This is a genomic window from Kocuria sp. p3-SID1428, from assembly GCF_025149945.1.
Lineage (GTDB): Bacteria > Actinomycetota > Actinomycetes > Actinomycetales > Micrococcaceae > Kocuria.
In genome coordinates, this window is sequence record NZ_JALXVH010000013.1 from 1 (window position 1) to 26640 (window position 26640).

Sequence of the window (26640 nt, forward strand, 5' to 3'; positions counted from 1 at the left end):
GCCCGGCTGCGGACCCTGGCATCCTGGCTGGCCGAGAACCAGCCGGGAGCAGGCAGTATGCTGGTCTCGGAATCCATGAGCTGAGGCCGCGGGAGCCGATGGGGCGGGACCTCGCCGGAGGCTCAGGCCGCAGGTGCAGCGCCGGGGGCGTCGGCCCCGCCGCCCATCCCGCCCATCGACGGCTCAGTGTTGGTGTCCACGCCCACGGTGATCGACAGGGTGTATCCGCTCTCGGCATCACCGGTCACGGTCGCCAGCTGGGTCTGGCCGCCGTCGTCGCTGAACACGTTGTCCGTGTCCCGGGACAGCGAGGCCATGTTGGTCACCGAGGACTCGTAGCCCCCGGTCGCGTAGGCCTCATCGCAGGTGGCCTGCGGGATCGCGATCTGCGAGATCGACGCCGCGTTGGACTGATCGGTGATCGATGCCTCATCCGGGAAGACCTCGAAGTGGATGTGCGGCCACCGACCCGTGTAGCAGGCGGGGAAGATGCTGGTGAAGGTGACCTTGCCGCTCGAGTCGGCGATCTGCACGCCGCGCAGGTAGTTCTCATCCTCGATGCCCTCGGAGTACATGGAGTACTCGCCATCGCGGTCGCAGTGCCAGACGTAGACAGCAGCTCCGGCCCAGGGCTTGTAGCTGTCGGCCATGTTCACGATGGTCATCTCCAGGGTCATGGGGATGCCCTCGGCCGTGGCGGAGCCGGAGCCGAAGCTCGAGCGGATGTCGCTGCGCACCACGCCGGACTCCTCCAGGACGTCGGGCCCGTTCGAGCCGTCGCCGGGGTAGGGGCCGGCGGTCTCATCGGGGATCTCGGAGGCCACGTCGATCGAGGCGTCATCGGTGGGGGTCGCCGAGCTCGTGGCGGAGGCCGACGAGGACGCCGAGGAGGAGCTCGAGGTGGGCGCGCAGGCCGCCAGCCCGAAGGCGGTGGCACCCAGGCCCAGCGCCGAGAGCGCGCTGCGACGGGAGACGAGCGTCTGCAGGTCGAAGGACAGCCCCTGGTCCTGGACCTCGTCCTCGGGCCGCTCGAGCGGGCGCCCCTGGTAGTGCGGCATCCCGTCGATCATCTCGACCCGAGGGTCGTTCTCATTGTCGGCGGGCGGCTCGGCAGTGGGCTCCCGAGAGGCGGAGTCCTGGGAAGCGGTGTCGCGGCTGCGGCGCAGGAAGAGCACGGCTGCTCCTTCGTGATCGGGGTCCGCCCGGCGCTGCTGCCGGGCTGTCTGATCACGAAGCTACGAGCGGCCCTTGTGCCGAGGTTCGCCTGGACCTGTGCTGGGGCTGTGAGGTGGCGACGGCAGAGAATTCTTCGATCGAGCGGCTCACCGGCGGGGATTGCGCCGCGCGATCGAAGTGCTCAGCGCCGTTGCGAAGCCGCACCACAGGACGTAGGGGACCAGGGTTGCCCCCGCTCCTCGATGGGCGGAGCCCGCACGGCGGCTCAGGTCTGCGCAGCTGAGGGTCAGCACGGCGGCGTGCACCGAGGCCAGTTCGAACTCGCGGGCCCGGAAGAAGGTCCAGCACCAGCCGGCGTTCAGCGCGAGATTCACGCCCAGAGATCGGCGCAGCCCGGCGCTGCGGCGACGCAGCTGCCGGGACAGCGGGCGGGAGCGTCGTGCGGGGACCCGCGGCCGCTGCGGCGGCACGAGCTCGTGCTCCTCGGTCTGCGCTCGCTCGCGGTGCCGGGCGAGGTTCGTCAGCGCCAGCGCCGACGAGCACGCGATGACCGTGTAGAGGCCCGTCCACACGATCGGGAACGCGACTCCCGGCGGCTGCCATGAGGGCTTGTCCAGCTGGGTGTACTCGGGGGAGCGCACCGCCGGACCCGTGGCGAGCGAGCCGAGCACTGCCGTAGTGGTCACGGCGGCGCCGGTGGCCAGCAGTCGAGGTGCCAGGCGCGGTGCGCGCCTGGAGCGGCTTCTGCGCAGGATCTGCACGACTCAGCCTCCGAAGGCCAGCGGCTGCATACCGCGCACGCCCGGCTCGACGGCGTAGATCGATCCGGCCGCCGGCTCCTCGTCGTCGGGGAGGTTCTCCCGCGACGTCGTGATGAACAGCCGGTCCAGGTCCGGGCCGCCGAAGGTGCAGGCGGTGATCTGGCGGACGGGCAGCTCGATCACCTCGGTGAGCTCGCCCTCGGGGGAGTAGCGGTGCACGGCGCTGCCGCCGTTGAGCGCTGTCCATATGCCGCCCTCGGCATCCACGGTGAGGCCGTCGGGGTGGCCCGCGTCCTCCGGGATCCGCACGAAGGCGCGGGGGTCGACGGGGCCGCGCTCCGGGTCGTGGTCGAAGACCGTGATCTGCCCCGTGGGGGTGTCGTTCCAGTAGGCGAGGTCCCCGTCCGGGCTCCAGCCGATGCCGTTGGCGATGGTCGCGCCATCCCAGGCCGTCTGCGGCTCGCTGCCGGGCCCGTCCCAGCGGTAGACGCTCGAGGCGCCCTCGGTCTTCTCATAGGCCATGTCGCCCAGCCAGAGCCGGCCCTGGGGATCGCAGCCACCCTCGTTCGTGCGCAGCCCGGAGTCCTCGAACAGGGTCACGATCTGCTCGAGATCCGAGAGGTCCTCCTGGCGGGCCAGGCCGATGCCGTTCTCCAGACCGACGACGGCGCCGCCGCCCACCCGCGGGCGCAGCATCGAGGCGATGCGGGAGGGGACCTCGAGGCGCTGGTGGCCGCCGTCGTCGTCGATCTCGATGATCGCCCCGTGGAGCATGTCCACGAACCTCATGCGCCCGGTGGCCGCCCACCAGACAGGGCCCTCGGCGTGATGGGCGATCGAATCGGTGATGCGCTGTGCCTTGATGGTCATGCTCCTCAGCGTAGGACGCCGGGCCGGAGCCTGGGGAGGCTCCGACCCGGCGTGGTCGTGCGGTGGCGTGTGCCGATCAGGCGACGGGCGAGCCTCCGTTGACGTTGAGGACGTCGCCGGTGACGTAGCTGGACTCGGGGGAGGCCAGGTAGACGTAGGCCGGGGCGAGCTCGGTGGGCTGACCGGCGCGCCCGATCGTGGCCTGGCGGCCGAACGAGGTCAGCTGCTCCTCGTTCTTGTTGTCCGTGACCTGCAGCGGCGTCCAGATGGGGCCCGGAGCCACGGCGTTGACGCGGATGCCGCGCTCGACGAGCTGCTGGGCCAGGGCCTGGGTGAAGGCGTTGATGGCGCCGTTCGAGGACGCGTAGTCCACCAGGGTCTCCGAGGGCTTGTAGGCCTGCACGGAGGTGGTGTTGATGATCGACGAGCCCGCCGGCATCACGTTCAGCGCCGCCTGCGTGACGCGGAACATCGAGAACAGCTTGATGTCGAAGGTGTTCTCGAACTGCTCGTCCGTGATCGCCTCGAGGCTCTCCCAGTGGTACTGGCGCCCGGCGTTGTTGACCAGGATATCCAGGGCGCCGAGCTCATCGGCGACCTTGCCGGGCAGCTTGCGGGCGAAGTCCTTGTCGCGCAGATCGCCGGGCAGCAGCAGGGCCTTGCGGCCGGCGCCCTCGATGACCTCCTTGACGTGCTGGGCGTCCTGCTCCTCCTCCGGGAGGTAGCTGATGGCCACGTTCGCTCCCTCGCGGGCGAAGGCGATCGCCACGGCGGCGCCGATGCCGGAGTCGCCGCCGGTGATCAGGGCCGTGCGGCCCTCCAGGCGCCCGGTGCCGCGGTAGGTCTCCTCGCCCAGATCGGCGCGGGGATCCAGGTCGCGGTCCAGGCCGGGGGCCTCCTGGGACTGCACCGGCGGGTCGATCTGCACGTAGCGGGTCGCGGGGTTCTGGAAGGTGAGCTGATCGTGCTTCTCGTTGTTCGTCATGCTTCGAGCCTAGAACATCAGCACGCTGACTGTCTGTGCTGGCCCTGATCCTGACCTGGCTGTTCGCTGACGGCGCGAACCCCCTTTGTGGTTGGCTCAGGGCCGCGTCATGGCGGGGCCTTCCGGTGCGGCGGATCCGCTCACGGCCAGCGGGTAGTCGGTGTAGCCGGCGGCGTCGTGCGTGTAGAAGGTGGAGGGGTCCGGTTCGTTGACCGGCAGGCCCTCGCGCCAGCGCTGCACCAGGTCGGGGTTGGCGATCATGCTGCGGCCCACCACGGCGGCATCGCCGGCGCCGCTGTCCACGATCGCGCGCGAAGCCTCCAGATCGGTGATCTGCGCCCACCCGGTGTTCAGCAGGAGCGGGCCGTCGAACAGCTCGCGGACCAGGGCGACCGAGGGGTCCTGCGGATCCGCTACGAGCAGCGAGACATAGGACAGGCCCAGCCCGCCGATCTCCTGCAGCAGCGCGCGGTAGGTGGCCTCGGTCTCCTGCGGGTCGGTCTCCGCCGTGCCCTGCGCTCCGTTGCCCGGGGACAGGCGAATCGCGGTGCGATCGGCTCCGACCTCCTGGGCCACGGCGCGCACGACCTCCGCCACGAACGACGCCCGCGCCGCAGGCGTCCCGCCGTACTGGTCCGTGCGCTGATTCGACGCCGGAGCCAGGAACTGGTGCAGGAGATAGCCGTTGGCGCTGTGCAGCTCGATCAGATCCACCCCGGCGTCGACGGCCCGGCGTGCGGCGGCCGCGAAGCCGTCGCGGACCTCAGCCAGCTCCTCGGTGCTCAGCTCGCGCGGCACGGGGATCTCGTCCTTGCGCCCGTCCTGCAGGTGCAGGGAGGTGCCGGGGGCGATCGCGCTGGGAGCCACGGGCTGCTCGCCGCCGTTGATCTCCGGATGCGAGATGCGGCCACCGTGCATGACCTGCATGGACAGCCGCCCGCCCTCGGCATGCACCGCCTCGGCCACGCGCTTCCACCCGGCGGCGTGGGCGTCGTCGGCGATGCCGGCCTGGCCCGGGTAAGACCGCCCGACGGCTGCGGGGAAGGTGCCCTCCGTGGTGACCAGGCCCGCCGAGGCGCGCTGGGCGTAGTACTCGACGTTCAGGTCCGACGGCGTGCCGTCGGCCTGAGCGCGCAGGCGGGTCAGGGGTGCCATGACCACGCGGTTGGGGATCTCGAGAGCTCCCAGGGTCAGCTGGTCGAACAGATCGGGCATGAGCGGCCTCCTCGGCGGCGGGACGGAACTGTTCGGTTCAAGACAGGACGAGCCAGACATATTCCGTCGCTTCATTCCTCGCCTTTGGACGAGAGGTACTCGTCCAGTACCGCCGAGCCGAGCTCCTCGGGATCCACGGCCACCACGCGGCCGTCGGCCCGGCGGGCCATGGCGTTGAGGAAGCGGCTCAGGCCGGGGTCGTCGCCGAGTTGGAAGAACGTGGTGTGCGCCCCGGTGCGGGTGACCCGGTCCAGCTCGGAGACGGTCGCCTGCAGCGTGGGGGTGGAGGTGGGCCAGTCGAAGTGAGCGTCGCCGCTGGGCAGCAGATGCGCGGTGGGCTCACCGTCGGTGACGATCAGCAGGATCGGCTGCATCGACGGGTGCCGGCGGAAGAACCTCCCTGCCAGCAGCAGGCCGTGATGCAGATTGGTGCCCTGCTCGTGCACCGGCGGCATGGCGGTCAGCTCGTTCTCGTCCAGGCTGCGCGCCCAGCGTCCGAAGGAGATCAGCTCGAGGGAATCGCCCCGGAACCGGGTGCTGATCAGGTGATGCAGGGCCAGGGCGGTCTGCTTCATGGGCAGCCACCGGCCCTCGGCGGCCATGGAGAACGACGTGTCCACGAGCAGCGCCACCGCCGCCTGCGTGCGGTCCTCGGTCTCCTGGACCTCGACATCCTCCACGCGCAGTCGCATGCCGCGGGACGGATCGCCGCCCTCCCCGACGGTGCGCTGGATCGCGTTGGTGATCGTGCGGGTCACATCCCAGGACTCCAGGTCCCCGAACTGCCAGGCCCGGGTGGAGCCGGTGAGCTCTCCCGAGGTTCCGGTGCGGCGGGTGTCCCGTGAGCCGGGGCGGCCGGAGAGCTGCTCGGCGGTGTCGCGCAGCAGCGCCCGCCCGAGCTGGCGCACCGCGCGCGGGGAGAGCCGCAGCGCGCCGTCCGATCCGCGGTGCAGCAGCCCGGAGTCGCGCAGGGCCTTCTCGAGCTCGCTGAGCGTGCGGGCATCCACGGCGGCGTCCTGGCCGAGCTGCCGGCCCAGGGCGTCGAGGTCGATGTCATCCAGGGCCGCGCCCTGATGGCTCTGGGAGAGCTGATCGGCCAGGGCATCCAAGTCCGCGATGTCCTGCAGCACCCCGGTGCCGTCGCCGAGTCCCAGGCCCTCCTGGCCCTCGAAGCGCTCGGAGCCGCTCCAGTCCTCGCCGGGGCGCAGGGCCTGGAGGTTGGCGTCGAGCTGACTGAGCTGCTCCATGAGCTGCGGGGAGCCGAAGGCCTGGGCCGACAGCTCCATGAGCTCCTGGCGCTGCTCCGGCGTCATGGAGTTCATCATGCGGGCGGCTGCCGCCGAGCGCTGGGCCAGGGCGTCGATCAGCTCGTCGATGTCCTGCGGATCCTCCGGGAAGTGCTCCCCGTGCTCCTCCATGAACTGCTCGAAATCCTCAGGGGTGTCCTCCCCGCGGGCGTGCTTGGCCAGCAGCTCGTTGAGATCGGCGAGCATCTGCGAGATCGCCTGGCGGTCCTCCTCCGTGGCGCCCTCCAGGGCCTGCTTCATGCCGGCGAAGCGCTGATCCAGCACCTCGCGGCCGAGCTTGTCCTTGATCTGCTCATAGGTCTGCCGGGCCTGCTGAGAGGCCCAGTCGTAGTCCGCCAGCTCGGACACGGCCGCGGCCGTGGACGACGGCAGCGCACCGAGCTGCATCTCCCGCAGCTGCCGGTCCGTGGGATCCATCCGGGCATCGCGCAGCAGCTGCTCGCGCTCCAGCCGCACGGCCTGCTCGAGCAGGCTCTTCACCTCATCGAGCGTGCCGCCCAGGCTGTGCTTGCCGAGCAGCTCGCGGCGGCGCTGGTTCACCCGCCGGGAGAGGTCGTCCAGGCCGCGCTGGCCGCGACCGCCGCGGCGCAGGAACTCGCGCAGCGCATCCTGCGGCGAGTACCCCTCCATGACATCGCGGCCGATCGCGTCCAGGGCCTCCGTGAGGTCCGGCGGCGGCGCCAGGGGATCGGGCCCCCCGCGGTAGCGGCCGTAGCGGCTGTTGCGATACGCAGGCACTGCGCACCTTCTTTCCGTGGTGCAGGGACGACGAGCGCGGACCCGGTCAGCGGCGCCGGGAGCCCTTGCTCAGCCGTAGATGGTGCCGTCGTCGTCGGCGTCCTTGGAGATCTTCTGGGCCAGGAACAGCCACTCGAGGGCCAGCTCGACGGCCGCGGCGCGCTCGCCGGCGGACTCGGCGCCGAAGGCCTGGGCGATCCGGTCGTAGAGCCCCTGGCTCTCCTCCGGCAGCTCGGGCAGCTCCTCCAGCAGCTCGTGGGCGGGGATGTCCGCGCCGGTGGTCACGGTGACGGTGCCGTCCAGGGCCTCGATCAGCGGGTCCAGGTCCACCCCGCGCAGCCGTGCCGCCAGGGTCTCGGCGGTGGCCCGGCGCAGAAGGTGGTCCAGGACGGCCTGCTCGCGGCCCTCCTCCCCGGCCTCGAACTCGATCTTGCCTGCCAGCACATCCACGGCGGCGTCGATGTCCACGAGCCGCGCGACGGCGGCGTCCTCCCGGTAGACCGTGGCCCGGCGCAGGGCCGCCGCGGCCGTGGTCTCGGCACCGGCGATCGAGAAGCGGGCCGAGACGCCGGAGCGCTGATCCACCGCAGGGGACTCGCGCAGCAGCCGGGTGTAGCGGGCCAGGATCTCCAGCAGGGCCTCCGGGACCTGCGCGGTCAGCTCCGCCTCCTGCGAGATCACGGCCATCTCATCCGCGAGCTCGATCGGGTAGTGGGTGCGGATCTCCGCGCCGAAGCGGTCCTGCAGCGGCGTGATGATCCGACCGCGGTTGGTGTAGTCCTCCGGGTTGGCCGAGGCCACCACGAGCACGTCCAGGGGCAGGCGCAGCACGTAGCCGCGGATCTGGACGTCGCGCTCCTCCATGACGTTGAGCATGGCCACCTGGATGCGCTCGGCCAGATCGGGGAGCTCGTTGATGGCCACGATCCCGCGGTGCGCGCGGGGGATGAGGCCGTAGTGGATGGTCTCCGGGTCGCCCAGGCGGCGGCCCTCGGCCACGCGAACGGGGTCGACGTCGCCGATGAGATCCGCGACCGACGTGTCCGGGGTGGCCAGCTTCTCCACATAGCGCTCGTCCCGGTGCCGCCAGGTGATGGGCAGCGAGTCGCCCTCTGCGGCGATGCGGGCCCGGGAGGCGTCGGTGATCGGATCCAGGGGGTGCTCGTGCAACTCGGAGCCCTCGATCTCCGGGGACCATTCGTCCAGCAGGCCCACCATGGTGCGCAGCAGACGGGTCTTGCCCTGCCCGCGCTCGCCGAGCAGGACGATGTCGTGCCCGGCGATCAGGGCGCGCTCGACCTGCGGCAGGACCGTGCGGGTCAGACCGTGCAGACCGGGCCAGGGGTCGCGGCCCTCCGCCAGGGCGTCGAGCAGGTTGGCCCGCAGCTCCTCACGGAGGGTGCGGACGGGGAGATCGGCGGCGCGCAGCTCGCCCAGGGTGCTGATGTCAGGGTGATCGGTCACACCTTCACGCTAGCCCTGCACCGCGACAGCACAAGTGGCCTGGCAGTACCCGGCTGGGGGTTTTCGCGGTGAGCGCACTCGGTGCCTCCGCCCCTCTTCCGCAGTCGGCCGCGGGCGGTACGGTGAGCGCGTGAGCGACAGACAGACCGAGACCACTGACCGCCCCACGCTGATCCTGCTGGTCCGCCACGGACTCACCCCCACCACGGGCAAGGTCCTGCCGGGCCGCGCGCCGGGGCTGCACCTGTCCGAGAAGGGCCTGGCCCAGGCCGAGCGGCTGGCCGAGCGCTTCCAGGGCCTGGCCGTCGACGCCCTGTACACCTCCCCGCTGGAGCGCACGCGAGAGACCGCCGAGCCGATCGAGAAGGCCACGGGTCTCACCGCAGAGGCGCAGACCGACCTGCTCGAGTGCGACTTCGGCGAGTGGACCGGCGAGAAGCTCGAGCACCTGACCAAGCTGCCCGAGTGGAACGCCGTGCAGCAGGCACCTTCGACCTTTCGCTTCCCGGATGGGGAGAGCTTCGCGGAGATGCAGTACCGGATGGTCGAGGGCATCCAGCGACTCCGCGACCGGCACCCGGGTCAGACGGTCGTGTGCTTCTCCCACGCGGATCCGATCAAGGTGCTGCTCAATCACGCGCTGGGCTCGCATCTGGATCACTTCCAGAGGATCTCCGTGGACCCCTGCTCCGTCTCGGCGATCTCGTATATGCCGCAGCGGGCACCTTCGGTCCTGCGGATGAACACCACCGACGGCTTCCTGGCCGACCTGCTCGAGGACTGAGCCTGCGCCCATGACCGCTGACGAGCACGTCCTTCAGCACGGGGAGATCCAGCTCGTGGGGCTGTTCCGCGAGTCCTCCAACTCCGCCCTGCTGGTGGATGTGACCGACGACGACGGCTGCACCGTCCGCGGCGTCTACAAGGCGGAGGAGGGGGAGAGGCCCCTGCGGGACTTCCCGCCGCGGATCTACCGCCGGGAGCGGGCCGCCTACGTGCTGTCCGAGACCCTGGGGTGGGGGCTGATCCCCACCACGGTGCTGCGCGAGGAGGGGCCGTTCGGCCCCGGGTCGATCCAGCGCTTCGTGGACCACGATCCGCAGGAGCACTACTTCACGCTCTACGACTCCCACCCCGAGACCCACGACGACCTGCGCCGGATGGCGGTCTTCGATCTTCTGGCCAACAACACCGACCGCAAGGGAGGCCATGTCCTGCGCGGGACGGACGGCCGCATCTGGGGGATCGATCAGGGCCTGTGCTTCTCCGCACCGGACAAGCTGCGCACCGTGATCTGGGAGTTCGCGGGGGAGCCGGTGCCCTCGGAGCTGCTCGGCGCCGTGGAGCAGCTGGCCGAACAGCTGCCTGACGAGCTGGCGGAGCTGCTCTTCCCGGTCGAGCAGATGGCGCTGCAACTGCGCGCACAGATGCTGCTGGCCGAACCGTACCTGCCGCACGATGAGACCGGCGGTTACCGAATCCCCTGGCCGCCGCTGTAAGGCCCGTCGTCCCGGTCGCTGAGCTGGCATGCTGGGGGCAGGAATGCTTGCCCGCCCCAGCACAGGAGACCCCATGACCTTCCGCCTCGTCGCCTTCGACATCGACGGCACCCTGCTGGGCAGCGACCGCCAGCTCCAGCCCGGCACCCGCCTGGGGCTGCAGGCCATCCGGGAGGCCGGCGCTCAGATCATGCTGGCCTCCGGCCGTCCGATCCCCGGGCTGAAGCAGCTGGCCGAGAAGCTGGAGATCGGCGGGGATCTGATCCTGGCCGGCATGAACGGGTCGATCATCGTGGACCAGGCCTCCGGGGAGGTCATCGCCCGCCGGGAGATCGACGCCCAGACCGCGCAGGAGATCATCGACCACGTGCTCTCGCGCGGCCTGATCGTGATGATCCCGCTGGGGGAGGAGCTCTTCGCCTCGGAGCCCGAGCACCCTCAGGTCCGCCATGAGGCCGAGGGCAACGCGCTGAGCATCCGCCCGCTGCCGCAGGCCGCCGATCTGCCGGAGCCGGCCACCAAGCTGCTGTTCACCGGGGAGCGACCCGAGCTGCTCGAGCTGCAGAAGGAGCTCGACCGGGATTTCGCCGACCGCGCCGAGTGCACGTTCTCCTCGCCGATCTACTTCGAGGCCACCGCCCGCGGTGTGGACAAGTCCTCGGCCATCACCGACTACTGCGCGGCCAAGGGCATCCCGCTGGAGGCCGTCATGGCCTTCGGCGACAACGGCAACGACATCACCATGCTCTCCGCGGCAGGTCTGGGCGTGGCCATGGGCAACGGCATCCCGGAGGCCAAGGAGGCCGCCGATGTCGTCACCGCCACGAACGACGACGAGGGCATCGCGCGGATCCTGGAGCAGCACTTCCCGTTCTCGCTGTCCGAGGTCGACGCCGCCGACGAGCGCCGCGAGGACCGCACCGAGACCCCGGAGCCGACGGCCCGCGATTGAGCCGCCTCGACCCCGGCGCGGTGGGGAGCACCCCGATCAGCGCAGGGGCGTGCAGGCGACCGGCGGCGTTCACGTCGGGCTGTCGCCTGTGGAGCCCCGGAGGGTCAGCTTGGTCGGGAAGCGCTTCTGCACGACCTCGGCGTCGGGATCCTCGATCCGGGCGCGGAGGATCTCGAGCGCCAGCCGGGCCATCTCGTCTATGGGCTGGCGCACCGACGAGAGTCCCAGGAGCTTCCATGACGACATCGGGATGTCGTCGTAGCCGACGACCCACAGATCCTCGGGCACGCGCATGCCGCGCTCCTGGGCTGCCTTGATCACGCCGAAGACCCCGACCGAGCGCGTGGAGCAGCTGCGGATCTTCACCCTGACCCTGGGTGTGCTGCTGGGCCTCTATCTGGTGCTCTACTTCGGCAAGAACGGCTTCGATCTGACCCTGGACATCGTCAACTGGACGTTTCTGTGCCTGATCATGCTCCTGGTCGGCAACGCTCGCGAGCTGGCCGGGCTGATCTCCCGCGGCGGGCGGACCGTGGGCGAGGTGCTGCTGCAGTACCCGCTCTACGCGGGGATCATCGGCATGCTGAGCGTCAGCGGGCTGGTGGACACCTTCAGCCAGTTCTTCATCGACATCTCCACGCCCGGGACCCTGGGCCTGTGGACGTTCCTGGCCGCCGGCTTCCTCAGCATCTTCGTGCCCTCCGGCGGCGGGCAGTTCGCCGTGATGGCGCCGATGTTCGCCAACGCGGCGGACGCGCTGCATGTCGATCAGTCCGTGGTGATCATGGCGATCGCCTACGGCGACCAGTGGACCAACATGATCCAGCCGTTCTGGGCGATCCCGCTGCTGGCCGTGGCCGGGCTGAAGATCTGTGACATCCTCGGGTACACGTTCGTCACCCTGGTTCTGAGCGGCATCACCTTCGGCGGGACGATGCTCATCGTCGGCGCTGGCTGAGCCAGGAGCACCGGGCGGGTCCCTGTCCTCGCGGAGGACAGGGACCGGCCCGGCCCGCGATCGACGCCCCCGACGCGTGCCCGCAGCGGCTGCGTCCCCACCGGAGCGAGGAGAAGACATGGGGCCACGAGTCCTGGGGAGCCCTGTCGACGAGCAGACGCGATGCGTCCACTACCGCACAGCGCTCGATGTGGTCGCCATCAGGTTCCGCTGCTGCGACCAGTACTATCCATGCCACCTCTGCCACCAGGAGAACGCGGGGCACGAGGCCGTGCAGTGGCCGGTTGAGGAGCACGACACCGCGGCCGTCCTCTGCGGGGTCTGCCGCAGCGAGCTCGCGATCCGCGAGTACCTGGGGTCGGACGGCTGCCCGCGCTGCACGGCGCCGTTCAACCCGAGATGCGCCCTGCACTCCCACCTGTACTTCGACCCAGCGACCCGCTAGGAGCCCCCGCACGATGTCGCACAAGACACCTCCCTGGAGCCTGTCGCGCCGCAGTCGGCCGGACGAGGCGCCGGCCTCCCGGATCCCGGGCATCCGGCTCAGCGACGTGGCCGTCACCCGGGAGGGCGTCGACGTCCTGACGGACGTGAATCTCTGCCTGGACGAGCACCGCATCGCGGTGATCGGGCTCAACGGCTCGGGCAAGTCCACGCTGCTGCGCCTGCTCAACGGCCTGCTGCTGCCCACCCGCGGCACGGTCCAGGTGGACGGGATGTCCACCGCGAAGGACCCCAAGCTCATCCGGCGCCAGGTCGGGTTCGTGTTCCAGAACCCGGAGAACCAGATCGTGATGCCCCTGGTGGAGGAGGACCTCGCCTTCGGGGCCAAGAACCTGGGCCTGCGCGGCGCCGAGCTCACGGCCCGGGTGGAGGCGGTCCTCGACCGGCTGGGCATCGGCCAGCTGCGCGAGCGGGAGTCACACGCCCTGTCCGGGGGCGAGAAGCAGATGGTGGCCCTGGCCTCGGTGCTGGTCATGGAGCCGTCCACGATCGTCTTCGACGAGCCCACGACCATGCTCGACCGGCGCAATCGGCGCCGGCTGCAGACCACCATCGACGGCCTGGATCAGCGGGTGATCATGGTCACCCATGACCTCGACATGATCGAGGACTACGAGAGGGTCCTGGTGGTGCACGAGGGCCGGATCGCCTTCGACAGCGCCCCGGGCCCGGCCGTGGAGTTCTACTGCCGGGTCAGCGACCAGTGACCGGCGCGCAGCGCAGGGGGCCGCTGACCCGGATCCCGGCCGGATGGAAGTTCGCGTTCCTGTTCATAGCAAGCCTTGGCATCTACGCCGTGACCCATCTGGGCGTCCTGCTCGCGGTGCTCGCCCTGGCCGTGACCGCCGCGGTGCTCACCCGCACACCGCTGCTGCGCCTGGCCCGGATGCTGGCGGGGCTTATGCTCATCATCGGGATCGTCTTCGTCACCCTGGGCCTCTCCGCGGGCTGGGAGGCCGCGTCGGTCTCGGCCCTGCGGCTGCTGAGCCTCTGCCTGCTGGCCTATTCCGTGAGCCTGTCCACCTCGTTCGCGGAGATGCTCTCCCTGTTCGAGCGGCTCCTGGCTCCCACCTGGCGCCTCGGGCTGAACCCGGCCCAGATGAGCCTGGCCCTGTCCATGACCATCCGCTTCATCCCGCAGATCCGCAGCCAGTACCTGGAGGTCCGCGAGGCGCAGCACGCCCGCGGCCTGCACAACAGCCCGGTCGCCGTGCTGGTGCCCCTGCTCGTGCGCACGCTGGAATCGGCCCAGCAGATCGCAGCGGCTCTGGACGCCCGCTGCTACGACTCGCAGCCGCCGCCGCGCAGCGCACCCCGGACCCCGTCCGACTGAGTCCGCCTCCATCCCCTTCCCGTTCACATCGCTTCCATCCATCCGAGCCCCTCGGCTCCTCACCATTCGAAAGGACACCATGACCAGCAGGACTGCTTCCCGGACCACCGACTCCTCGACTGCCACGGAGAACACCGTTCTCGTGGCGGTCTTCGCCGCCCTCATCGCCGCCCTGGGGCTGGTGCCCCCGATCACGATCGGGATCCTTCCAGTGCCCATCACGCTGCAGACCCTGGGGGTGATGCTCGCCGGCGCGCTGCTCGGGCCGGTGCGCGGCATGCTCTCCGTCGTCGTCCTTGAGGTCCTGGTCCTGGCCGGGCTGCCGCTGCTGGCCGGCGGCCGGGGCGGGCTGGGTGTGTTCCTGGGGCCGACCGGCGGCTACCTGGTGGGATGGATCTTCGCGGCCCTGATTATCGGGGCGCTGGTGAAGAACTGGGCGATCCGCCGCACCGGCAGCGCCGCCCGCTTCGCAGCCGTGCTGCTGAGCGTGGCCCTGGGCGGCATCGTGGTCATCTACCTCTGCGGCGTGCCGTGGACGGCCGTGGTCACCGGCCTGCCCCTGGGCACCTCGGCTCTGGGATCCCTCGTGTTCCTCCCGGGTGACCTCCTGAAGGCGGTCGTGGCGACCCTGGCCGCGATCAACGTGCACCGCAGCTACCGTCGGCTCCTGGGCGGGACGCCCACTGTCTCCTGAGCCCGGGGACGCTGCCCGACGGCGGCGTCGACACCTGACCCGCTGCCGCGCTGAGGCGCGGGAGCACCGCCGAGGACGGTGATATGCCCTTTCTGGACCGATTGAACCGCTGGGCCGCGCAGCGCCCTGGCGAGCTCGCCGTCGCCTGCGGCGACGATCGACTGAGCTGGGGCGAGCTGCGCGCCAGGGCCGCGGCTCTGGCCGCGTCGGGCGAGCCCACGGGGATCCTGCGACACGCCAATGGCACGGACTTCGCCGTCCGGTGGGCCGCCGGGGTGGCCGAGGACCGGGTGTGCGCCGTCCTGGATCGGCCTGGCCGGAGGACATGGTCGAGCAGGTGCGGGAGCGCTGCGCGTCGAGCCTGCCGGCCGATTCCGCCTCTGCGCAGCTGCGTGACGGCGAGCCCGATTCGACCTTCCTGATCGGGCTGACCTCGGGCACCACGGCCCTGCCCAAGGGCTTCCGCCGCAGCCGCGACTCGTGGCGGCGATTCTTCGAGGCGTCCGCCGCGCACTTCGGCCTGGTGCCGCAGGACCGAGTGCTGGCCCCCGGGCCGCTGGCGGGGAGCCTGAACCTCTATGCCCTCTCCGAGTGCCTTCATGCGGGCGCCGGATTCGTGACGCTGCCGGAGTTCGACGTCACCGGCGCCCACGCCACGATCGCCCGGCACGGGATCACGCGCCTGGTGCTCGTGCCCACGATGCTGCGCGTCCTCGCCGAACGCGGCCTGGCCGCCGGCGTCGACGCGAGTGGCGTCACGGCGATCGTGTGCGCCGGGCAGAAGCTGGATCCCACCACGTTCGAGACCGCCCGGCGCTGGGCCCCGCACGCCGCGATCTGGGAGTACTGCGGTGCCGCCGAGCTCGGCTTCATCGCGGCGCAGTGCCACCGCCCCGGCGAGCCCGCCGACGATCCCGGCACCTCTGTGGGCACCGCGTTCCCCGGGGTGGAGCTCGCGGTCCTTGACGACGCCGGGCACCCCGTGCCCGAGGGGGTGCCGGGCACGATCGGCGTCCGCTCGGACCTGGTCTGCGGCGGCTACCTGTGGGGCGATGACGGCCAGGGCTTCGGCCGGCTCGGCGGGATGCACACGGTGAGGGACCGGGGCGTCCTGCGCCGCGGGCGGCTGCACATGATGGGACGGGCCGCGGAGATGATCAACACCGGCGGGCTCACGTGTATCCGCAGGAGATCGAGGCTGTCCTGGCCCTGCTGCCCGGAGTGGCCGACGTCGTCGTCACGGGCGTTCCCGACCCGGTCCGCGGCCAGCGCGTGGTGGCGGGGGTGCTGCCGTCCCCGGAAGGCGTGGACCGGCTCCGGCTCCGGGCCGGACTGGCAGGGCGGCTGGCGCTCGCCAAGCGGCCGCAGCAGTACCTGGAGCTGCAGGAGCTGCCGCTGACCGGCAATGGCAAGCTGAGCCGCCAGCTGCTCTGCAAGTGGATCCTGGAGGGGGACAATCGTGTCCGCGGCCTGGCTGATCCCGCCGCCCCGTGCTGGTGCCGGGCCAGCACCTGCGTGTTCACAGCGCGGCAGCGACCTCCACGCCCTGCTTGATCGCTCGCTTGGCATCGAGCTCAGCGGCCACATCCGCCCCACCGATGATGTGCAGGCTGATGCCGGACTGCTCCAGGGGCTCCACGAGCTCGCGCTGGGAGACCTGGCCAGCGCACAGGATCACCGAGTCCACGGGCAGCACCAGGGGCTCGCACGGGGCGTCGGCGGCATCGGTGTCGGAGGAGTCCTCGGCGGGCACCGTGAGATGCAGGCCGTCGTCGTCGATGCGCACGTACTGTGCGCCGGTGATCTGGTGGACGCCGCGTGCCCGCAGGGCAGCGCGGTGCACCCAGCCGGTGGTGACGCCCAGGTCCTTGCCGATCGAGGACGTGCGGCGCTGGATGAGGTGCACCTGACGCGGCGAGGGCTCCGGGTCGGGCTTGCGCAGCGCGCCGATCTGGGCGTCGGGGCCTGTCAGCGGGGCCACGCCCCACTCCTTCTGCCAGTCCTCCACGGGCGTGGGCTGCGGGCCGGTGTGGGTCAGCAACTCGCACACGTCCACGCCGATGCCGCCGGCGCCGATCACGGCCACGCGCTGGCCGGCCTGGCGACGTCCGCTGACCAGGTCCGGGTAGGTGATGACCGAGGGATGCTCGAGCCCGTCGATCTCGGGGACCCGCGGCTCCACACCCGTGGCCAGGATGACGTGGTCCCAGCCGCCATCGATCAGCTCCTGGGCCCTCACCCGGTGCCCCGTGCGCACCGCCACCCCCAGGTCCTCGAGCCGCTGCGTGAAGTAGCGCAGGGTCTCGGCGAACTCCTCCTTGCCGGGGATGCGCTGGGCCAGGGCGAACTGCCCGCCCAGGTGGTCCTGGGCCTCGAAGAGCTCCACCCGATGACCGCGCTCGGCGGCGGCCACCGCGGTGGACAGGCCTGCCGGGCCGGCGCCGATCACGGCCACCCGCTGCGCGGTGCGCGTGGGCTCGAGCACCAGGGTCGTCTCCCGGCCCGCCCGCGGGTTCACCAGGCAGGAGGCCCGCTTCTGGGAGAACGTGTGGTCCAGGCAGGCCTGGTTGCAGGCGATGCACGTGTTGATCTGCTCGTCGCGGCCCTCGACGGCCTTGCGGACCCAGGCGGGATCGGCCAGGAAGGGCCGCGCCATGGACACCAGATCGGCCTGTCCCTCGGCCAGGATCGTCTCCGCGTCCTCCGGCATGGAGATGCGGTTGGACGCCGCGACCGGCACCGAGACCTCGGCCTTCAGCGCGGCGGTCGCCTCCGTGAAGGCAGCGCGCGGGACGCTCGTGACGATCGTGGGCACGCGGGCCTCGTGCCAGCCGATGCCGGTGTTGAAGACGTCGACGCCTGCGTCCTCGAGCTCATGGGCCAGGACGACGACGTCCTCCCAGGCCTGGCCGCCGTCGACCAGGTCCATCAGGGAGATCCGGTAGATGATCGGCAGCCCCGGGGCCGCGGCGCGCACCGCGCGCACGACCTCCACCGGGAAGCGACGACGGCGCTGGGCGTCGCCGCCCCAGTCGTCCTCGCGCTGATTCGTGCGCTGGGCCAGGAACTGGTTGAGCAGGTAGCCCTCCGAGCCCATGATCTCGACGGCGCCGTAGCCGGCCTCCTGGGCGAGCACGGCGCAGCGGGCGAAGTCCTGGATCGCGGCCCGGACCTGCTCGTCGGTCAGCTCTCGGGCGGGGAAAGGGCTGATGGGGGACTGCGTGGCCGAGGCGGAGACGGCCTTGGGGTGATAGGCGTAGCGCCCCGCGTGCAGGATCTGCAGGGCCAGCAGGCCGCCGGCGTCGTGCACGGCGTCGGTGAGGATCCGGTGATGGGCCGCCTGGGCGGGATCCGAGAGCTGGCCGCCTCCGGGGGTGAGGCGGCCTTCGCCGTTGGGGCTGAATCCGCCGGTGATCATCAGCCCGGCTCCGCCGCGGGCGCGCTCGGCGAAGTACGCGGCGAGCTCGGGGAACTGCTCGGGATCGTCCTCCATGCCGGTGTGCATGGAGCCCATGAGGATGCGGTGGGGCAGCTCCAGTGCGCCGATGCTCAGCGGGGCGGAGAGGCGGGGGTGCTCGGTCATGCTGCTCCTGGGTGCGACGACTCTCAGCAGGTCGATGCAGTGGGGTATGTGATCTGCGCCATCATAGTGACGAAGCGCCAGTAGTAGCGAACATCACATTCGATTGTTGAACAATCGCCCTCGATGGTCCATCCTGTTCCAACCACAGCAAGGAGGCCGACTTCCATGAGCGCCATCACTTCCGGGCAGCCCCGGATCGATCTCAACGCAGACTGCGGGGAGTCGCTGACCTCCTGGTCCATGCCGGACGGAGCCGAGATCCTCGAAGTCGTCTCCAGCGCCAATGTGGCCTGCGGCTTCCACGCCGGCGACCCGACCGTGGCGCGCGAGACCTGTCGCATCGCCGCCCAGCGCGGGGCCGCGATCGGCGCGCACGTCAGCTACGACGACCTCAAGGGCTTCGGCCGCCGCTTCATCGATGTGGTGCCCGCCGAGCTCACGGATCAGGTGATCTACCAGATCGGCGCCCTGCAGGCCTGCGCCCGCTCGGTGGGCGCGCAGGTCCGCTACGTGAAGCCCCACGGCGCGCTCTACAACACGATCGTCCACCACGAGGCCCATGCCGGGGCCGTCGTGCAGGCGCTCGCGGAGCTCGGCGACGAGCTGCCGATCCTGGTCCTGCCGGACTCCGAGATCGAGCGCCAGGGCGCAGCCGCCGGCATCCCCACGGTGCGCGAGGCCTTCGCCGACCGCGCCTACACCCCCGAGGGTCGTCTCGTCTCGCGCCGCGAGGGGGGCTCGGTGCTGCACGACCCGGCCGAGATCTCCGCCCGCGTGGTGCAGATGGCCACCCAGCGCACCGTCACCGCGATCGACGGCTCCACCATCTCCGTGGATGCCGAGTCGATCTGCGTCCACGGCGACACCCCCGGAGCGCTCGAGATCGCCCGGCAGGTCTCGGCGGCGCTGGCCGCGGCCGGCGTCGAGCAGCGGTCGTTCCTCTCATGAGTCCCTCCGCCGCCCCGTTTCGCGCCCTGCGCCCGGTCGCCGATCACTCGCTGCACATCGAGTGCGCCGACCTGGCCGACGCCGTGGCCGTGCACGCCGCGCTGTCCGAGCAGGGCTTCAGCGGGGTGGGCGGGGCCTCGACCGTGCTGATCCGCACGAGCGATCGTCCTGCGCTGGAGGCCGCGCTCGCGCGCATCCCTCGTGGCTCCCTGGCCGATCAGCCGGGCCGGGAGCTGACCCTGGACGTGGTCTACGACGGCGAGGACCTCCAGGAGCTCGCCGAATCGCTGGGGGTCTCGGCCGACGGGCTGATCACCTGGCACACCGCTGAACCGTGGATCGCCGCGTTCGCGGGCTTCGCCCCGGGCTTCCTCTACTGCGCCCGATCGCTGGATGCGGTCGACGGCCTCGAGCTGCCCGATGCCCTGCGCGGCACCCCGGAGATCCCGCGCCGCAGCTCGCCGCGCACCGCCGTGCCGGCAGGCTCCGTGGCGCTGGCCGGGCAGTTCTCGGCCGTCTACCCGCGCAGCTCCCCGGGCGGGTGGCAGCTGCTGGGGCGCACCACGACACCCATGGTCGATCTGAACCAGGATCCGCCGGCGCTGCTGGCCCCGGGCGATCGCCTGACCTATCGAGCGGTGCGCGAGGCCGTGGAGGTCCAGGCCCCCGCGCAGCCCGAGCAGACGGAGGCCGATCCCGGGCATCACCTGGTGGTCGAGACCGCCGGACTGCAGGCGCTGATCCAGGACCGCGGTCGACCGGGTCGCGCCGACGTGGGGATCTCCTCCTCCGGCGCGCTCGATCGCGCCGCCGCCGACCGAGCCGCCCGGCTGGTCGGCAATATGCCGGGCACGGCATGCGTGGAGAGCGTGCTCGGCGGGCTGAGCCTGCGGGCCGCGGGCGATCAGGTCCTTGCCGTGACCGGCGCTGCTGTGGAGCTGGAGGTCGTCCCGGCGCCGATGTCGGACTCGGCTGACAGGTCTGCGATCGAGCAGTCAGAGCCGGCCGAGCAGGCGGTGAGCGCTCCGACGCCCGAGCGGGGCTGGCGCCCGCGCCCCGGTCTGCCCTTCGCCCTCAAGGACGGCCAGACGCTGCGGGTGGGCGCCCCCACCGACGGGCTGCGCGTGTACGTGGCGGTGCGCGGCGGCATCGAGACCCCTGCGGTCATCGGCAGCCGCGCGACCGACACCCTGGCGGGCCTCGGCCCGGCTGCGCTGTCCGACGGCGACCGACTGGCTGTGGGCCGTGACCCCGGCACCGCCGTGGACTGGCCGCTCGAGGTCGCCGGCGCTCCGGTTGCCCAGCCGACTCCGCCGAGCGGGCCGCTGGAGGTCCGCGTGGTCCTGGGCCCGCGCGACGACTGGTTCACGCCTGAGGCCCTGGAGTCCTTCCAGGAGCAGGAGTGGGCTGTCGCGGCGGCCTCCGATCGCGTGGGCGCCCGACTCGAGGGCCGCGAGCTGGCTCGCAGCATCGAGCGCGAGCTGCCCAGCGAGGGCACCGTGCCCGGCAGCATCCAGGTGCCGGCCTCCGGCCTGCCCGTCGTGTTCCTGAGAGACCACCCCGTGACCGGCGGCTACCCGGTCATCGCCTGCGTGCTCGAGGCCGATCTGGACCTCATGGCCCAGGCCGCTCCCGGCAGGACGGTGCGCTTCATCGCCGTCGAGCCCGCCACCACCGACACCGTCGCAGCGCCTGCTGCCGAGAACCACTGAGGAGACCATCGTGCAGAAGGTCCTGATCGCCAACCGCGGCGAGATCGCCGTGCGCATCATCCACGCCTGCGCCGAGGCCGGCCTGAGCTCGGTGGCCGTCTACGCCGACCCGGACGCCGACGCCCCGCATGTCCACCTGGCCGACGAGGCCTATGCGCTCGAGGGCACCAGCCCGACCGAGACGTACCTGGACCAGGAGGCGATCCTGGCGATCGCCCAGCGCGCCGGCGCCGATGCCGTGCACCCCGGCTACGGCTTCCTGTCGGAGAACGCGTCCTTCGCCCGCGGGGTCATCGAGGCGGGCCTGACCTGGATCGGGCCGCGCCCCGAGACCATCGAGAAGCTCGGCGACAAGGTCCAGGCCCGCGACATCGCCCGCACCGTGGGCGCTCCGCTGGTCCCGGGCACCGACGGTCCCGTTGCCTCCGGCGCGGAGGCAACGGCCTTCGCCGAGGAGCACGGGCTGCCCGTGATCATCAAGGCCGCTCACGGCGGCGGCGGGCGAGGCATGCGCGTGGTCCGCGAGCTCTCCGAGGTCGAGGATGCCTTCGCCTCGGCGGCGCGCGAGGCCCAGAGCGCGTTCGGTCGCCCCGAGTGCTTCGTGGAGCGCTTCCTCGATGAGCCGCGCCACGTCGAGGCCCAGGTGGTCTGCGACTCCCACGGCGGCGTGGCCGTGCTCGGCACCCGCGACTGCTCGCTGCAGCGCCGCCACCAGAAGCTCGTGGAGGAGGCCCCGGCGCCGTTCCTCACCGACGAGCAGCGCGAGCGGATCCACACCGCCGCCGCCGAGATCTGCCGCGAGGCCGGGTATGTGGGCGTGGGCACCGCCGAGTTCCTGGTGGGACGCGACGGGCTGATCTCCTTCCTGGAGGTCAACACCCGCCTGCAGGTCGAGCACCCGATCACCGAGGAGGTCTACGGCGCGGATCTGGTCCAGCTGCAGCTGCTCGTGGCGGACGGCGGGCACCTGCCCGAGGGCCTGGGCGCGCAGACGCAGGGCCACGCCTTCGAGTTCCGCATCAACGCGGAGGACCCGGGTCGCGGCTTCCTGCCCGGCGGCGGTCGCATCGAGGCGATCGACGCCCCCACCGGCCCCGGCATCCGCCTGGACTCCGGCGTGCGCGCCGGCCAGGAGGTCGCTACGACCTTCGACTCGATGCTGCTCAAGCTGATCGTGCACGGCGCGGATCGGCAGTCCGCGCTGCGACGGGCCCGTCGTGCCTTGGCCGAGATCCGCATCCACGGCGTGGCCACCACGGTCCCGTTCCACCGGGCCGCGATCGAGGCGCCCGAGTTCACGGCCGAGGAGGCCCAGGACTTCACCGTCCACACGGCCTGGATCGAGACCGAGTTCGCCGAGCGCCTCAGCGCCGACGACGGCTACGCGGCCGACTACCTGCGCGCCGCCGAGCTGGGCCGCTCACGGTTCAGCGTGGACATCGACGGTCGCCGCGTGATGCTCGGCGTGCCCAAGGCGCTGGCTGCGGCGCTCGAGTCCGGCGGGCAGGCGTCGTCGGAGACCGCTGAGGGCGACGACGACGGCGCGGTGAAGGCCGGCGTGGGCGGCACTGTGCTGAAGTGGCTCGTCGAGGAGGGCGCACAGGTCCAGGCCGGTGACGACCTGCTGGTGCTCGAGGTCATGAAGACCGAGTCGAAGGTGGCTGCGCCGTGCGCGGGCACCCTGTCCGAGAGGGGCGTGTCCGAGGGCGATGCCGTGACGGCCGGTCAGGTGCTCGGCCGCATCACGTCATGAAACGGGAGGTCATCCTGACGCCGACTGGCACGATGAACTCATGACCATCGAGATCGAGGTGCCGCTGCCTGACATGACCGTGCTCGGGCCTGTGCGCGAAGCGGTGGACTCGGAGCATGAGGGGTGGGGCGCGGTCGCGCGCGGAGCCGAGGTCCTGCGCCGCGGCGTCGTCACGGGCCTCCTGCGACCGGGCGCCCGGCTGCCCGAGGAACGCCTGGCGGCCGTGCTGGGCATCTCCCGCAACTCCCTGCGCGCGGCTTTCGACGAGGTCGAGCAGGAGCACCTGGTCGAGCGCGAGCGCCACCGCGGCATCCGTGTGTGCCTGCCGGATGAGACCACGGTCCATCAGCTCTTCCGCGCACGGCTGGCCCTGGAGGGGGCGGCGCTGCGCTGGCCGGAGGCGGGGACGCGTGGTCGTGCGGTCGAGCAGATGACCGCCGCTGTGGAGACCGGTCGCTGGGCCGGCGATGCGGGGCAGGTCGCGGCCATGGCCGAGGCCAACGACGCCTTCCATCGGGCCGTCGTCTCGCTGTCCGACTCGCACCGGCAGCTCGAGCTCATGAAGCAGGTGCAGTCCGAGCTGCGCCTGCTCTTCCACACGCTCGATGACACTCCGGCGTTCCACCAGCCGTGGGTCGAGCGCAACGCGGCGCTCGTGGAGCTCGTGGCGCAGGAGCGCGATGCCGAGGCCGCCGACCGGATCGGCGATTACCTCCGCGACTCCCGGCGCACGATCCTGGAGCTGTGGGGCCGCTCCTCCAGTCGCAGCTGACCAGCCCTGCAGGTCGCCAGGTCGTGGCCCGCCTTCCTATGCCTCGTAGCAAGACGTACAATTTGTTGTACAAGGAGGCATCATGAGGACGATGACCTATTCCGAATCGCGCCAGCGGTACGCCGAGGTGCTGGATTCCGTCGTGGATGACCGTGAGGGTGTCGTCATCACCCGCTCGGGTCGCGAGTCCGCCGTCATCCTCTCGCTGGAGGACTACGAGTCTCTGCGGGAGACGGCCTACCTCATGCGCTCGCCCGCCAATGCCCGCCGTCTTCTAGATGCCATGGAGCGGCTGGAAGCTGGTCAGTCGCAGGCTCACGAGCTGCTCCCGGAGGACTGAGAGTGCAGCTGCTCTGGGACGAGGCCGCCTGGGAGGACTACCTGTGGTGGCAGGCCCAGGACCGGAAGATCCTCAAGCGCATCAACAGGCTTCTCGAGGACGTCCAGCGCAACGGGAATGAGGGCATCGGCAAGCCCGAAGCGCTCAAGCACGGCTTCGGCGGCTTCTGGTTGCGGCGGATCACCGACGAGCACCGACTGGTCTACAAGGTCCTCGAGGATCGTGTGCTGATTGCCCAGTGCCGCTACCACTACGGCCGCTGACATGGATCCGCGCGTGGTGACCTGCGCTGCAGTCTGAGACTGTATCCCCTAGTGGGACTGCATATCCTCCTCCGAAGGGGCACGCCATGAAGACTGCTGTGCGCAGGTTGATCACTCTCATCGCAGCCGTGCTGCTGCTGGCGTCGACCACGGCGGGGGCATCCGCCGCCCCGGCCGCATCCCATGCCTCGTCGATAGGCGGGGACATCACCAAGAAGCAGTACGACGTCCTGCTGCGGAACTTCAGCCCCCAGGAGATCCTCGAGCTCGAGGAGATCTCGAGTCAGGCAGAGATCCAGCATCTCGTCAGGATCATCGGAGGAGCCTCACCTCGGCGTGCGGCTCAGGGCTCCGCCATTTCTCGGGCCACCGTCGTCCCACTGGCCGCGGCGGCCGATGAGACCAACGGCTGCAACTATTCCCCGGATCAGTGGGGTCGCGCTGATTTCAAGCCCACCTGCGACGATCACGATCGGTGCTACTCGTCTACGAGCTACGTCAATCGCCTGGACTGCGACACGGTGTTCCTCTCCGGGCTCAGGGCCAGCTGCACCGGGGCCTACCCGACCGAGGCGTTCCGACGCAGCGCCTGCCTCGGAGTGGCCGATCTCTACTACTTCGCGGTGCGAAATGCAGGTGAAGCCTTCTACGAAGGACGAGGTCTGAACAACTAGGCGCAGGCGCGGCGACGTCCGTCGCGCAGATCCAGCTCAGAGCACCGCGATCTTCTGCCAGACCTTGCGGGCCATGTCGGAGGTCAGGGTCTCCAGGCCCTCCACGCCGTCGATGATCTCGCCGTCCGTCGTGTCCTCGGCGAACAGGGCAGCGGTCTTGCCCACGAGCGAGAGCATCTCCGTGCAGTAGTCGAGGTAGTGACGCAGCTGCTCGCGGCTGAGATCCAGGCCGCCGTCGGCGCGCGAGCCCCGCTCCAGGCGCTCGGGCACCTTGGTGAGCTGATGCATGTCGATCACGTGGGCCAGGGAGCGCAGGCGGTGCAGCAGCCGCATCACGCGCGCCCGCTCCATCCGCTCCGGCACGGCGATCAGGAAGAACACCGCCAGCCCCGCGAACACCACGTTGTTGACGACGGTCTCCAGCAGCGGCAGGAAGTCGATCGGGCTGATGGCCTCCGGATCGGCCCAGATATCGGCTGCGGCCAGCACGATCGTCAGCGTCACGAACACGACGATCAGCACCACCGCCAGCCGCGACAGCACACGCGCCGCTCGGATGCGACGAAGGCTGATGCCGCCCTCGGAGCCGACCTCGTCCACCAGGGCCGCCAGCTCGCCGCAGACCTCCCACAGCCCGCGGTCCGGGAAGCGGGAGCGGATGCGCTGCTGCAGCGCGCGCGTGGAATCGCGCACCGCCTCGTGCTTGAGACTCTGGTACCGGCTGCCGTCGGGAGGGCTGTCGTCGTGGTCGTCGGGCCGCTCGGCCAGCTCATCGAGATAGGACACCAGGAGAGGGTACGGCCCTGCCCTCGCTGCGGGGTCTCGTGAGGGGGCTCATCCGCCGGCTTTCGGGCCGCGATGGCCTGCGGAGGCGTCCCCTCGGCGCGCTCCGCGCGGCGCCGTCGTCGCCAGGGTGCTGATCAGTAGGCTGGTGGGCCTCCCCGCGACCCCCCGACGACGAGGCTGATGTGACCCCTGCGCGCTCCCGGATGACGACCCCCGCCAAGATCGGCATCGGCTGCGGAGGCTGCCTGGGGCTGCTGGTGCTGGCCTTCGCGGCCCTGGTGGTCATCGGGCTGATCGTGGGTCCGCTGCCCGAGGGGGCCGACGATCCGCAGACGGCATCCTCCGCATCAGCACCGAGCTCGGCTGCTCCGTCGTCGTCGAGCCCGGCCGCGGCGCAGCCCTCGTCGGAGGCGCCGGCCGTCGAGTCCGATGAGCCGTCGGAGGCCCCGGAGTCGTCTGCGCATCCACAGGCAGCGGAGGCGTCGCAGCCCGAGGGCTCGTCCGTGCCGGTCGACGACGGCGCCAACTCCGACTCCGCCGAGGCCCTGGCCCTGCTGGAGACCCTCGACATCAAGGGCCGGGCGCCGAAGACCGGCTACGGCCGCGACCTCTTCGGCCCCACTTGGGAGGATGTCGACGGCAACGGGTGCAGCACCCGCAATGACATCCTGGCCCGCGACCTCACGGGCATCGCGCGCGAGGACGGCTGCTCCGTGACCTCCGGGCTGCTGCGCGACCCCTACACGGACACCGCGATCGACTTCACCGCGGGGATCGACACCTCCGCCGAGGTGCAGATCGATCACGTGGTGGCGCTGTCCGACGCCTGGCAGAAGGGCGCCCAGCAGCTGTCCGAGCAGCACCGGCTGGCCTTCGCCAACGACCCGCTGAACCTCCTGGCCGTCGACGGTCCGACCAATCAGTCCAAGGGCGACGGCGACGCCGCGACCTGGCTGCCGCCGAACCGCGCCTACTGGTGCCCCTACGTCTCGCGGCAGATCGAGGTGAAGGCCGAGTACGAGCTGTGGGTCACCCAGCCCGAGCACGACCGGATGGAGGACGTGCTGCAGGACTGCGACGGTCCGGCGTCGTCGGATCCGGAGCCAAGCTCGACGCAGGCGCCGGAGGAGAGCGCACCGCAGCCCGCCCCGGCACCGGCAGCCCCGGGCGGATCCTTCGCGAACTGCTCCGAGGCCCGGGCCGCCGGTGCCGCGCCCCTGTACCGCGGCATGCCCGGCTACGCGCCGCGCATGGATGGCGACGGCGACGGGGTCGCCTGCGAGTGACCGGCGTCGCGGGGGTGTGACGCTTCTCGCGGGTCGGATGGCCCCGGAGGCCTGGCAGGCAGAGCGA

General features: G+C 71.1%; 27 protein-coding genes and 1 pseudogene. 18 read left to right on the plus strand and 10 right to left on the minus strand.

Features of this window, described 5'->3' with window-relative positions; all coding sequences use genetic code 11:
- Window positions 1-122: 122 nt before the first annotated feature.
- From M3E84_RS04425 to M3E84_RS04455, 7 genes are all read right to left on the minus strand, one after another.
- Complete coding sequence (locus M3E84_RS04425) at window positions 123-1175, minus strand: intradiol ring-cleavage dioxygenase (RefSeq protein WP_259894808.1); 1053 nt, start codon at window positions 1173-1175, stop codon at window positions 123-125.
- A 147-nt stretch (window positions 1176-1322) separates the two neighbouring features.
- On the minus strand, window positions 1323-1862 hold the full coding sequence (locus tag M3E84_RS04430) for a TspO/MBR family protein (RefSeq protein WP_259894809.1): 540 nt from the start codon (window positions 1860-1862) through the stop codon (window positions 1323-1325).
- A 78-nt stretch (window positions 1863-1940) separates the two neighbouring features.
- Window positions 1941-2807, minus strand: a complete 867-nt coding sequence (locus M3E84_RS04435) for an SMP-30/gluconolactonase/LRE family protein (protein ID WP_259894810.1) — start codon at window positions 2805-2807, stop codon at window positions 1941-1943.
- Between the two features lie 76 nt (window positions 2808-2883).
- Complete coding sequence (locus M3E84_RS04440; RefSeq protein WP_259894811.1) at window positions 2884-3792, minus strand: SDR family oxidoreductase; 909 nt, start codon at window positions 3790-3792, stop codon at window positions 2884-2886.
- A gap of 96 nt (window positions 3793-3888) precedes the next feature.
- On the minus strand, window positions 3889-5007 hold the full coding sequence (locus M3E84_RS04445) for an alkene reductase (RefSeq protein ID WP_259894812.1): 1119 nt from the start codon (window positions 5005-5007) through the stop codon (window positions 3889-3891).
- 71 nt (window positions 5008-5078) lie between these two features.
- On the minus strand, window positions 5079-7052 hold the full coding sequence (locus M3E84_RS04450; RefSeq protein WP_259894813.1) for a VWA domain-containing protein: 1974 nt from the start codon (window positions 7050-7052) through the stop codon (window positions 5079-5081).
- Window positions 7053-7121: 69 nt separating this feature from the next.
- A complete protein-coding gene (locus M3E84_RS04455; protein WP_259894814.1) occupies window positions 7122-8516 on the minus strand; it encodes a sigma 54-interacting transcriptional regulator in 1395 nt (464 codons plus the stop codon).
- Between the two features lie 130 nt (window positions 8517-8646).
- Here M3E84_RS04455 and M3E84_RS04460 point away from each other — a divergent pair, with 130 nt between their 5' ends.
- The 3 genes from M3E84_RS04460 to M3E84_RS04470 all read left to right on the plus strand — a co-directional run bounded on the left by M3E84_RS04460 (window position 8647) and on the right by M3E84_RS04470 (window position 10967).
- Window positions 8647-9300 (plus strand): MSMEG_4193 family putative phosphomutase, encoded by a 654-nt coding sequence (locus M3E84_RS04460; RefSeq protein WP_259894815.1) that lies wholly within the window; start codon window positions 8647-8649, stop codon window positions 9298-9300.
- 10 nt (window positions 9301-9310) lie between these two features.
- Window positions 9311-10015 carry an SCO1664 family protein gene (locus tag M3E84_RS04465; RefSeq protein ID WP_259894816.1) on the plus strand — a complete coding sequence of 235 codons (705 nt, stop codon included), beginning with the start codon at window positions 9311-9313 and terminating at the stop codon, window positions 10013-10015.
- 73 nt (window positions 10016-10088) lie between these two features.
- Window positions 10089-10967, plus strand: coding sequence for a Cof-type HAD-IIB family hydrolase (locus M3E84_RS04470; protein ID WP_259894817.1), 879 nt, complete (start codon window positions 10089-10091; stop codon window positions 10965-10967).
- Between the two features lie 69 nt (window positions 10968-11036).
- On the opposite strand, the gene M3E84_RS04475 is transcribed toward M3E84_RS04470, so the two are convergent.
- Window positions 11037-11261: a substrate-binding domain-containing protein gene (locus M3E84_RS04475; RefSeq protein WP_259894818.1), complete on the minus strand. Its 225-nt coding sequence runs from the start codon at window positions 11259-11261 to the stop codon at window positions 11037-11039.
- Between the two features lie 19 nt (window positions 11262-11280).
- On the opposite strand from M3E84_RS04475, the gene M3E84_RS04480 reads away from it, so the two are divergent.
- The 7 genes and pseudogenes from M3E84_RS04480 (at window position 11281) to M3E84_RS12390 (ending at window position 16010) form a co-directional block, all read left to right on the plus strand.
- Window positions 11281-11925, plus strand: coding sequence for a TIGR00366 family protein (locus M3E84_RS04480; protein WP_259894819.1), 645 nt, complete (start codon window positions 11281-11283; stop codon window positions 11923-11925).
- 118 nt (window positions 11926-12043) lie between these two features.
- The gene (locus M3E84_RS04485) at window positions 12044-12370 is read left to right on the plus strand and encodes a CHY zinc finger protein (protein WP_259894820.1); all 327 of its coding nucleotides are present in this window, start codon (window positions 12044-12046) and stop codon (window positions 12368-12370) included.
- A 13-nt stretch (window positions 12371-12383) separates the two neighbouring features.
- Window positions 12384-13136 carry an energy-coupling factor ABC transporter ATP-binding protein gene (locus tag M3E84_RS04490; protein ID WP_259894821.1) on the plus strand — a complete coding sequence of 251 codons (753 nt, stop codon included), beginning with the start codon at window positions 12384-12386 and terminating at the stop codon, window positions 13134-13136.
- On the plus strand, window positions 13133-13762 hold the full coding sequence (locus M3E84_RS04495) for an energy-coupling factor transporter transmembrane protein EcfT (RefSeq protein ID WP_259894822.1): 630 nt from the start codon (window positions 13133-13135) through the stop codon (window positions 13760-13762). Before M3E84_RS04490 ends, M3E84_RS04495 begins: the two co-directional genes overlap by 4 nt.
- Before the next feature lie 79 nt (window positions 13763-13841).
- Window positions 13842-14456 carry a biotin transporter BioY gene (locus M3E84_RS04500; RefSeq protein WP_259894823.1) on the plus strand — a complete coding sequence of 205 codons (615 nt, stop codon included), beginning with the start codon at window positions 13842-13844 and terminating at the stop codon, window positions 14454-14456.
- A 325-nt stretch (window positions 14457-14781) separates the two neighbouring features.
- A pseudogene (locus M3E84_RS12385) lies at window positions 14782-15441 on the plus strand (AMP-binding protein); the annotation flags it as partial.
- Between the two features lie 236 nt (window positions 15442-15677).
- Complete coding sequence (locus M3E84_RS12390; RefSeq protein ID WP_311200432.1) at window positions 15678-16010, plus strand: AMP-binding enzyme; 333 nt, start codon at window positions 15678-15680, stop codon at window positions 16008-16010.
- On the opposite strand, the gene M3E84_RS04510 is transcribed toward M3E84_RS12390, so the two are convergent.
- Window positions 15976-18039 carry an NADPH-dependent 2,4-dienoyl-CoA reductase gene (locus tag M3E84_RS04510; protein ID WP_259894824.1) on the minus strand — a complete coding sequence of 688 codons (2064 nt, stop codon included), beginning with the start codon at window positions 18037-18039 and terminating at the stop codon, window positions 15976-15978. The genes M3E84_RS12390 and M3E84_RS04510 overlap by 35 nt on opposite strands.
- Before the next feature lie 165 nt (window positions 18040-18204).
- Between M3E84_RS04510 and M3E84_RS04515 the strand changes: the two genes are divergently transcribed.
- The 7 genes from M3E84_RS04515 to M3E84_RS04545 all read left to right on the plus strand — a co-directional run bounded on the left by M3E84_RS04515 (window position 18205) and on the right by M3E84_RS04545 (window position 24501).
- On the plus strand, window positions 18205-18987 hold the full coding sequence (locus M3E84_RS04515) for a LamB/YcsF family protein (protein WP_259894825.1): 783 nt from the start codon (window positions 18205-18207) through the stop codon (window positions 18985-18987).
- Window positions 18984-20699 carry an urea amidolyase family protein gene (locus tag M3E84_RS04520; protein WP_259894827.1) on the plus strand — a complete coding sequence of 572 codons (1716 nt, stop codon included), beginning with the start codon at window positions 18984-18986 and terminating at the stop codon, window positions 20697-20699. Before M3E84_RS04515 ends, M3E84_RS04520 begins: the two co-directional genes overlap by 4 nt.
- A 10-nt stretch (window positions 20700-20709) precedes the next feature.
- Window positions 20710-22452, plus strand: coding sequence for a biotin carboxylase N-terminal domain-containing protein (locus M3E84_RS04525; RefSeq protein ID WP_259894828.1), 1743 nt, complete (start codon window positions 20710-20712; stop codon window positions 22450-22452).
- A gap of 40 nt (window positions 22453-22492) precedes the next feature.
- The gene (locus M3E84_RS04530) at window positions 22493-23224 is read left to right on the plus strand and encodes a GntR family transcriptional regulator (protein ID WP_259894830.1); all 732 of its coding nucleotides are present in this window, start codon (window positions 22493-22495) and stop codon (window positions 23222-23224) included.
- Between the two features lie 82 nt (window positions 23225-23306).
- Window positions 23307-23564: a type II toxin-antitoxin system Phd/YefM family antitoxin gene (locus tag M3E84_RS04535; RefSeq protein ID WP_259894832.1), complete on the plus strand. Its 258-nt coding sequence runs from the start codon at window positions 23307-23309 to the stop codon at window positions 23562-23564.
- 2 nt (window positions 23565-23566) lie between these two features.
- Entirely contained in the window at window positions 23567-23827 is a 261-nt protein-coding gene (locus M3E84_RS04540) for a Txe/YoeB family addiction module toxin (protein WP_259894834.1), read from the plus strand.
- A gap of 86 nt (window positions 23828-23913) precedes the next feature.
- A complete protein-coding gene (locus M3E84_RS04545; RefSeq protein WP_259894835.1) occupies window positions 23914-24501 on the plus strand; it encodes a phospholipase in 588 nt (195 codons plus the stop codon).
- A 36-nt stretch (window positions 24502-24537) separates the two neighbouring features.
- Here M3E84_RS04545 and M3E84_RS04550 read toward each other — a convergent pair whose 3' ends face one another.
- On the minus strand, window positions 24538-25287 hold the full coding sequence (locus M3E84_RS04550; RefSeq protein ID WP_259894837.1) for a DUF3852 domain-containing protein: 750 nt from the start codon (window positions 25285-25287) through the stop codon (window positions 24538-24540).
- A gap of 182 nt (window positions 25288-25469) precedes the next feature.
- Here M3E84_RS04550 and M3E84_RS04555 point away from each other — a divergent pair, with 182 nt between their 5' ends.
- Window positions 25470-26573, plus strand: a complete 1104-nt coding sequence (locus M3E84_RS04555; RefSeq protein ID WP_259894838.1) for a DUF1524 domain-containing protein — start codon at window positions 25470-25472, stop codon at window positions 26571-26573.
- Window positions 26574-26640 lie beyond the last annotated feature (67 nt).

Coding starts and splice junctions, on each gene's coding strand:
- M3E84_RS04435 (WP_259894810.1), bottom strand. CDS start 2,807: ATGACCATCAAGGCACAGCGCATCACCGATTCGATCGCCCATCACGCC.
- M3E84_RS04440 (WP_259894811.1), bottom strand. CDS start 3,792: ATGACGAACAACGAGAAGCACGATCAGCTCACCTTCCAGAACCCCGCG.
- M3E84_RS04445 (WP_259894812.1), bottom strand. CDS start 5,007: ATGCCCGATCTGTTCGACCAGCTGACCCTGGGAGCTCTCGAGATCCCC.
- M3E84_RS04465 (WP_259894816.1), top strand. CDS start 9,311: ATGACCGCTGACGAGCACGTCCTTCAGCACGGGGAGATCCAGCTCGTG.
- M3E84_RS04470 (WP_259894817.1), top strand. CDS start 10,089: ATGACCTTCCGCCTCGTCGCCTTCGACATCGACGGCACCCTGCTGGGC.
- M3E84_RS04475 (WP_259894818.1), bottom strand. CDS start 11,261: ATGCGCGTGCCCGAGGATCTGTGGGTCGTCGGCTACGACGACATCCCG.
- M3E84_RS04485 (WP_259894820.1), top strand. CDS start 12,044: ATGGGGCCACGAGTCCTGGGGAGCCCTGTCGACGAGCAGACGCGATGC.
- M3E84_RS04490 (WP_259894821.1), top strand. CDS start 12,384: ATGTCGCACAAGACACCTCCCTGGAGCCTGTCGCGCCGCAGTCGGCCG.
- M3E84_RS04500 (WP_259894823.1), top strand. CDS start 13,842: ATGACCAGCAGGACTGCTTCCCGGACCACCGACTCCTCGACTGCCACG.
- M3E84_RS04510 (WP_259894824.1), bottom strand. CDS start 18,039: ATGACCGAGCACCCCCGCCTCTCCGCCCCGCTGAGCATCGGCGCACTG.
- M3E84_RS04515 (WP_259894825.1), top strand. CDS start 18,205: ATGAGCGCCATCACTTCCGGGCAGCCCCGGATCGATCTCAACGCAGAC.
- M3E84_RS04520 (WP_259894827.1), top strand. CDS start 18,984: ATGAGTCCCTCCGCCGCCCCGTTTCGCGCCCTGCGCCCGGTCGCCGAT.
- M3E84_RS04530 (WP_259894830.1), top strand. CDS start 22,493: ATGACCATCGAGATCGAGGTGCCGCTGCCTGACATGACCGTGCTCGGG.
- M3E84_RS04535 (WP_259894832.1), top strand. CDS start 23,307: ATGAGGACGATGACCTATTCCGAATCGCGCCAGCGGTACGCCGAGGTG.
- M3E84_RS04545 (WP_259894835.1), top strand. CDS start 23,914: ATGAAGACTGCTGTGCGCAGGTTGATCACTCTCATCGCAGCCGTGCTG.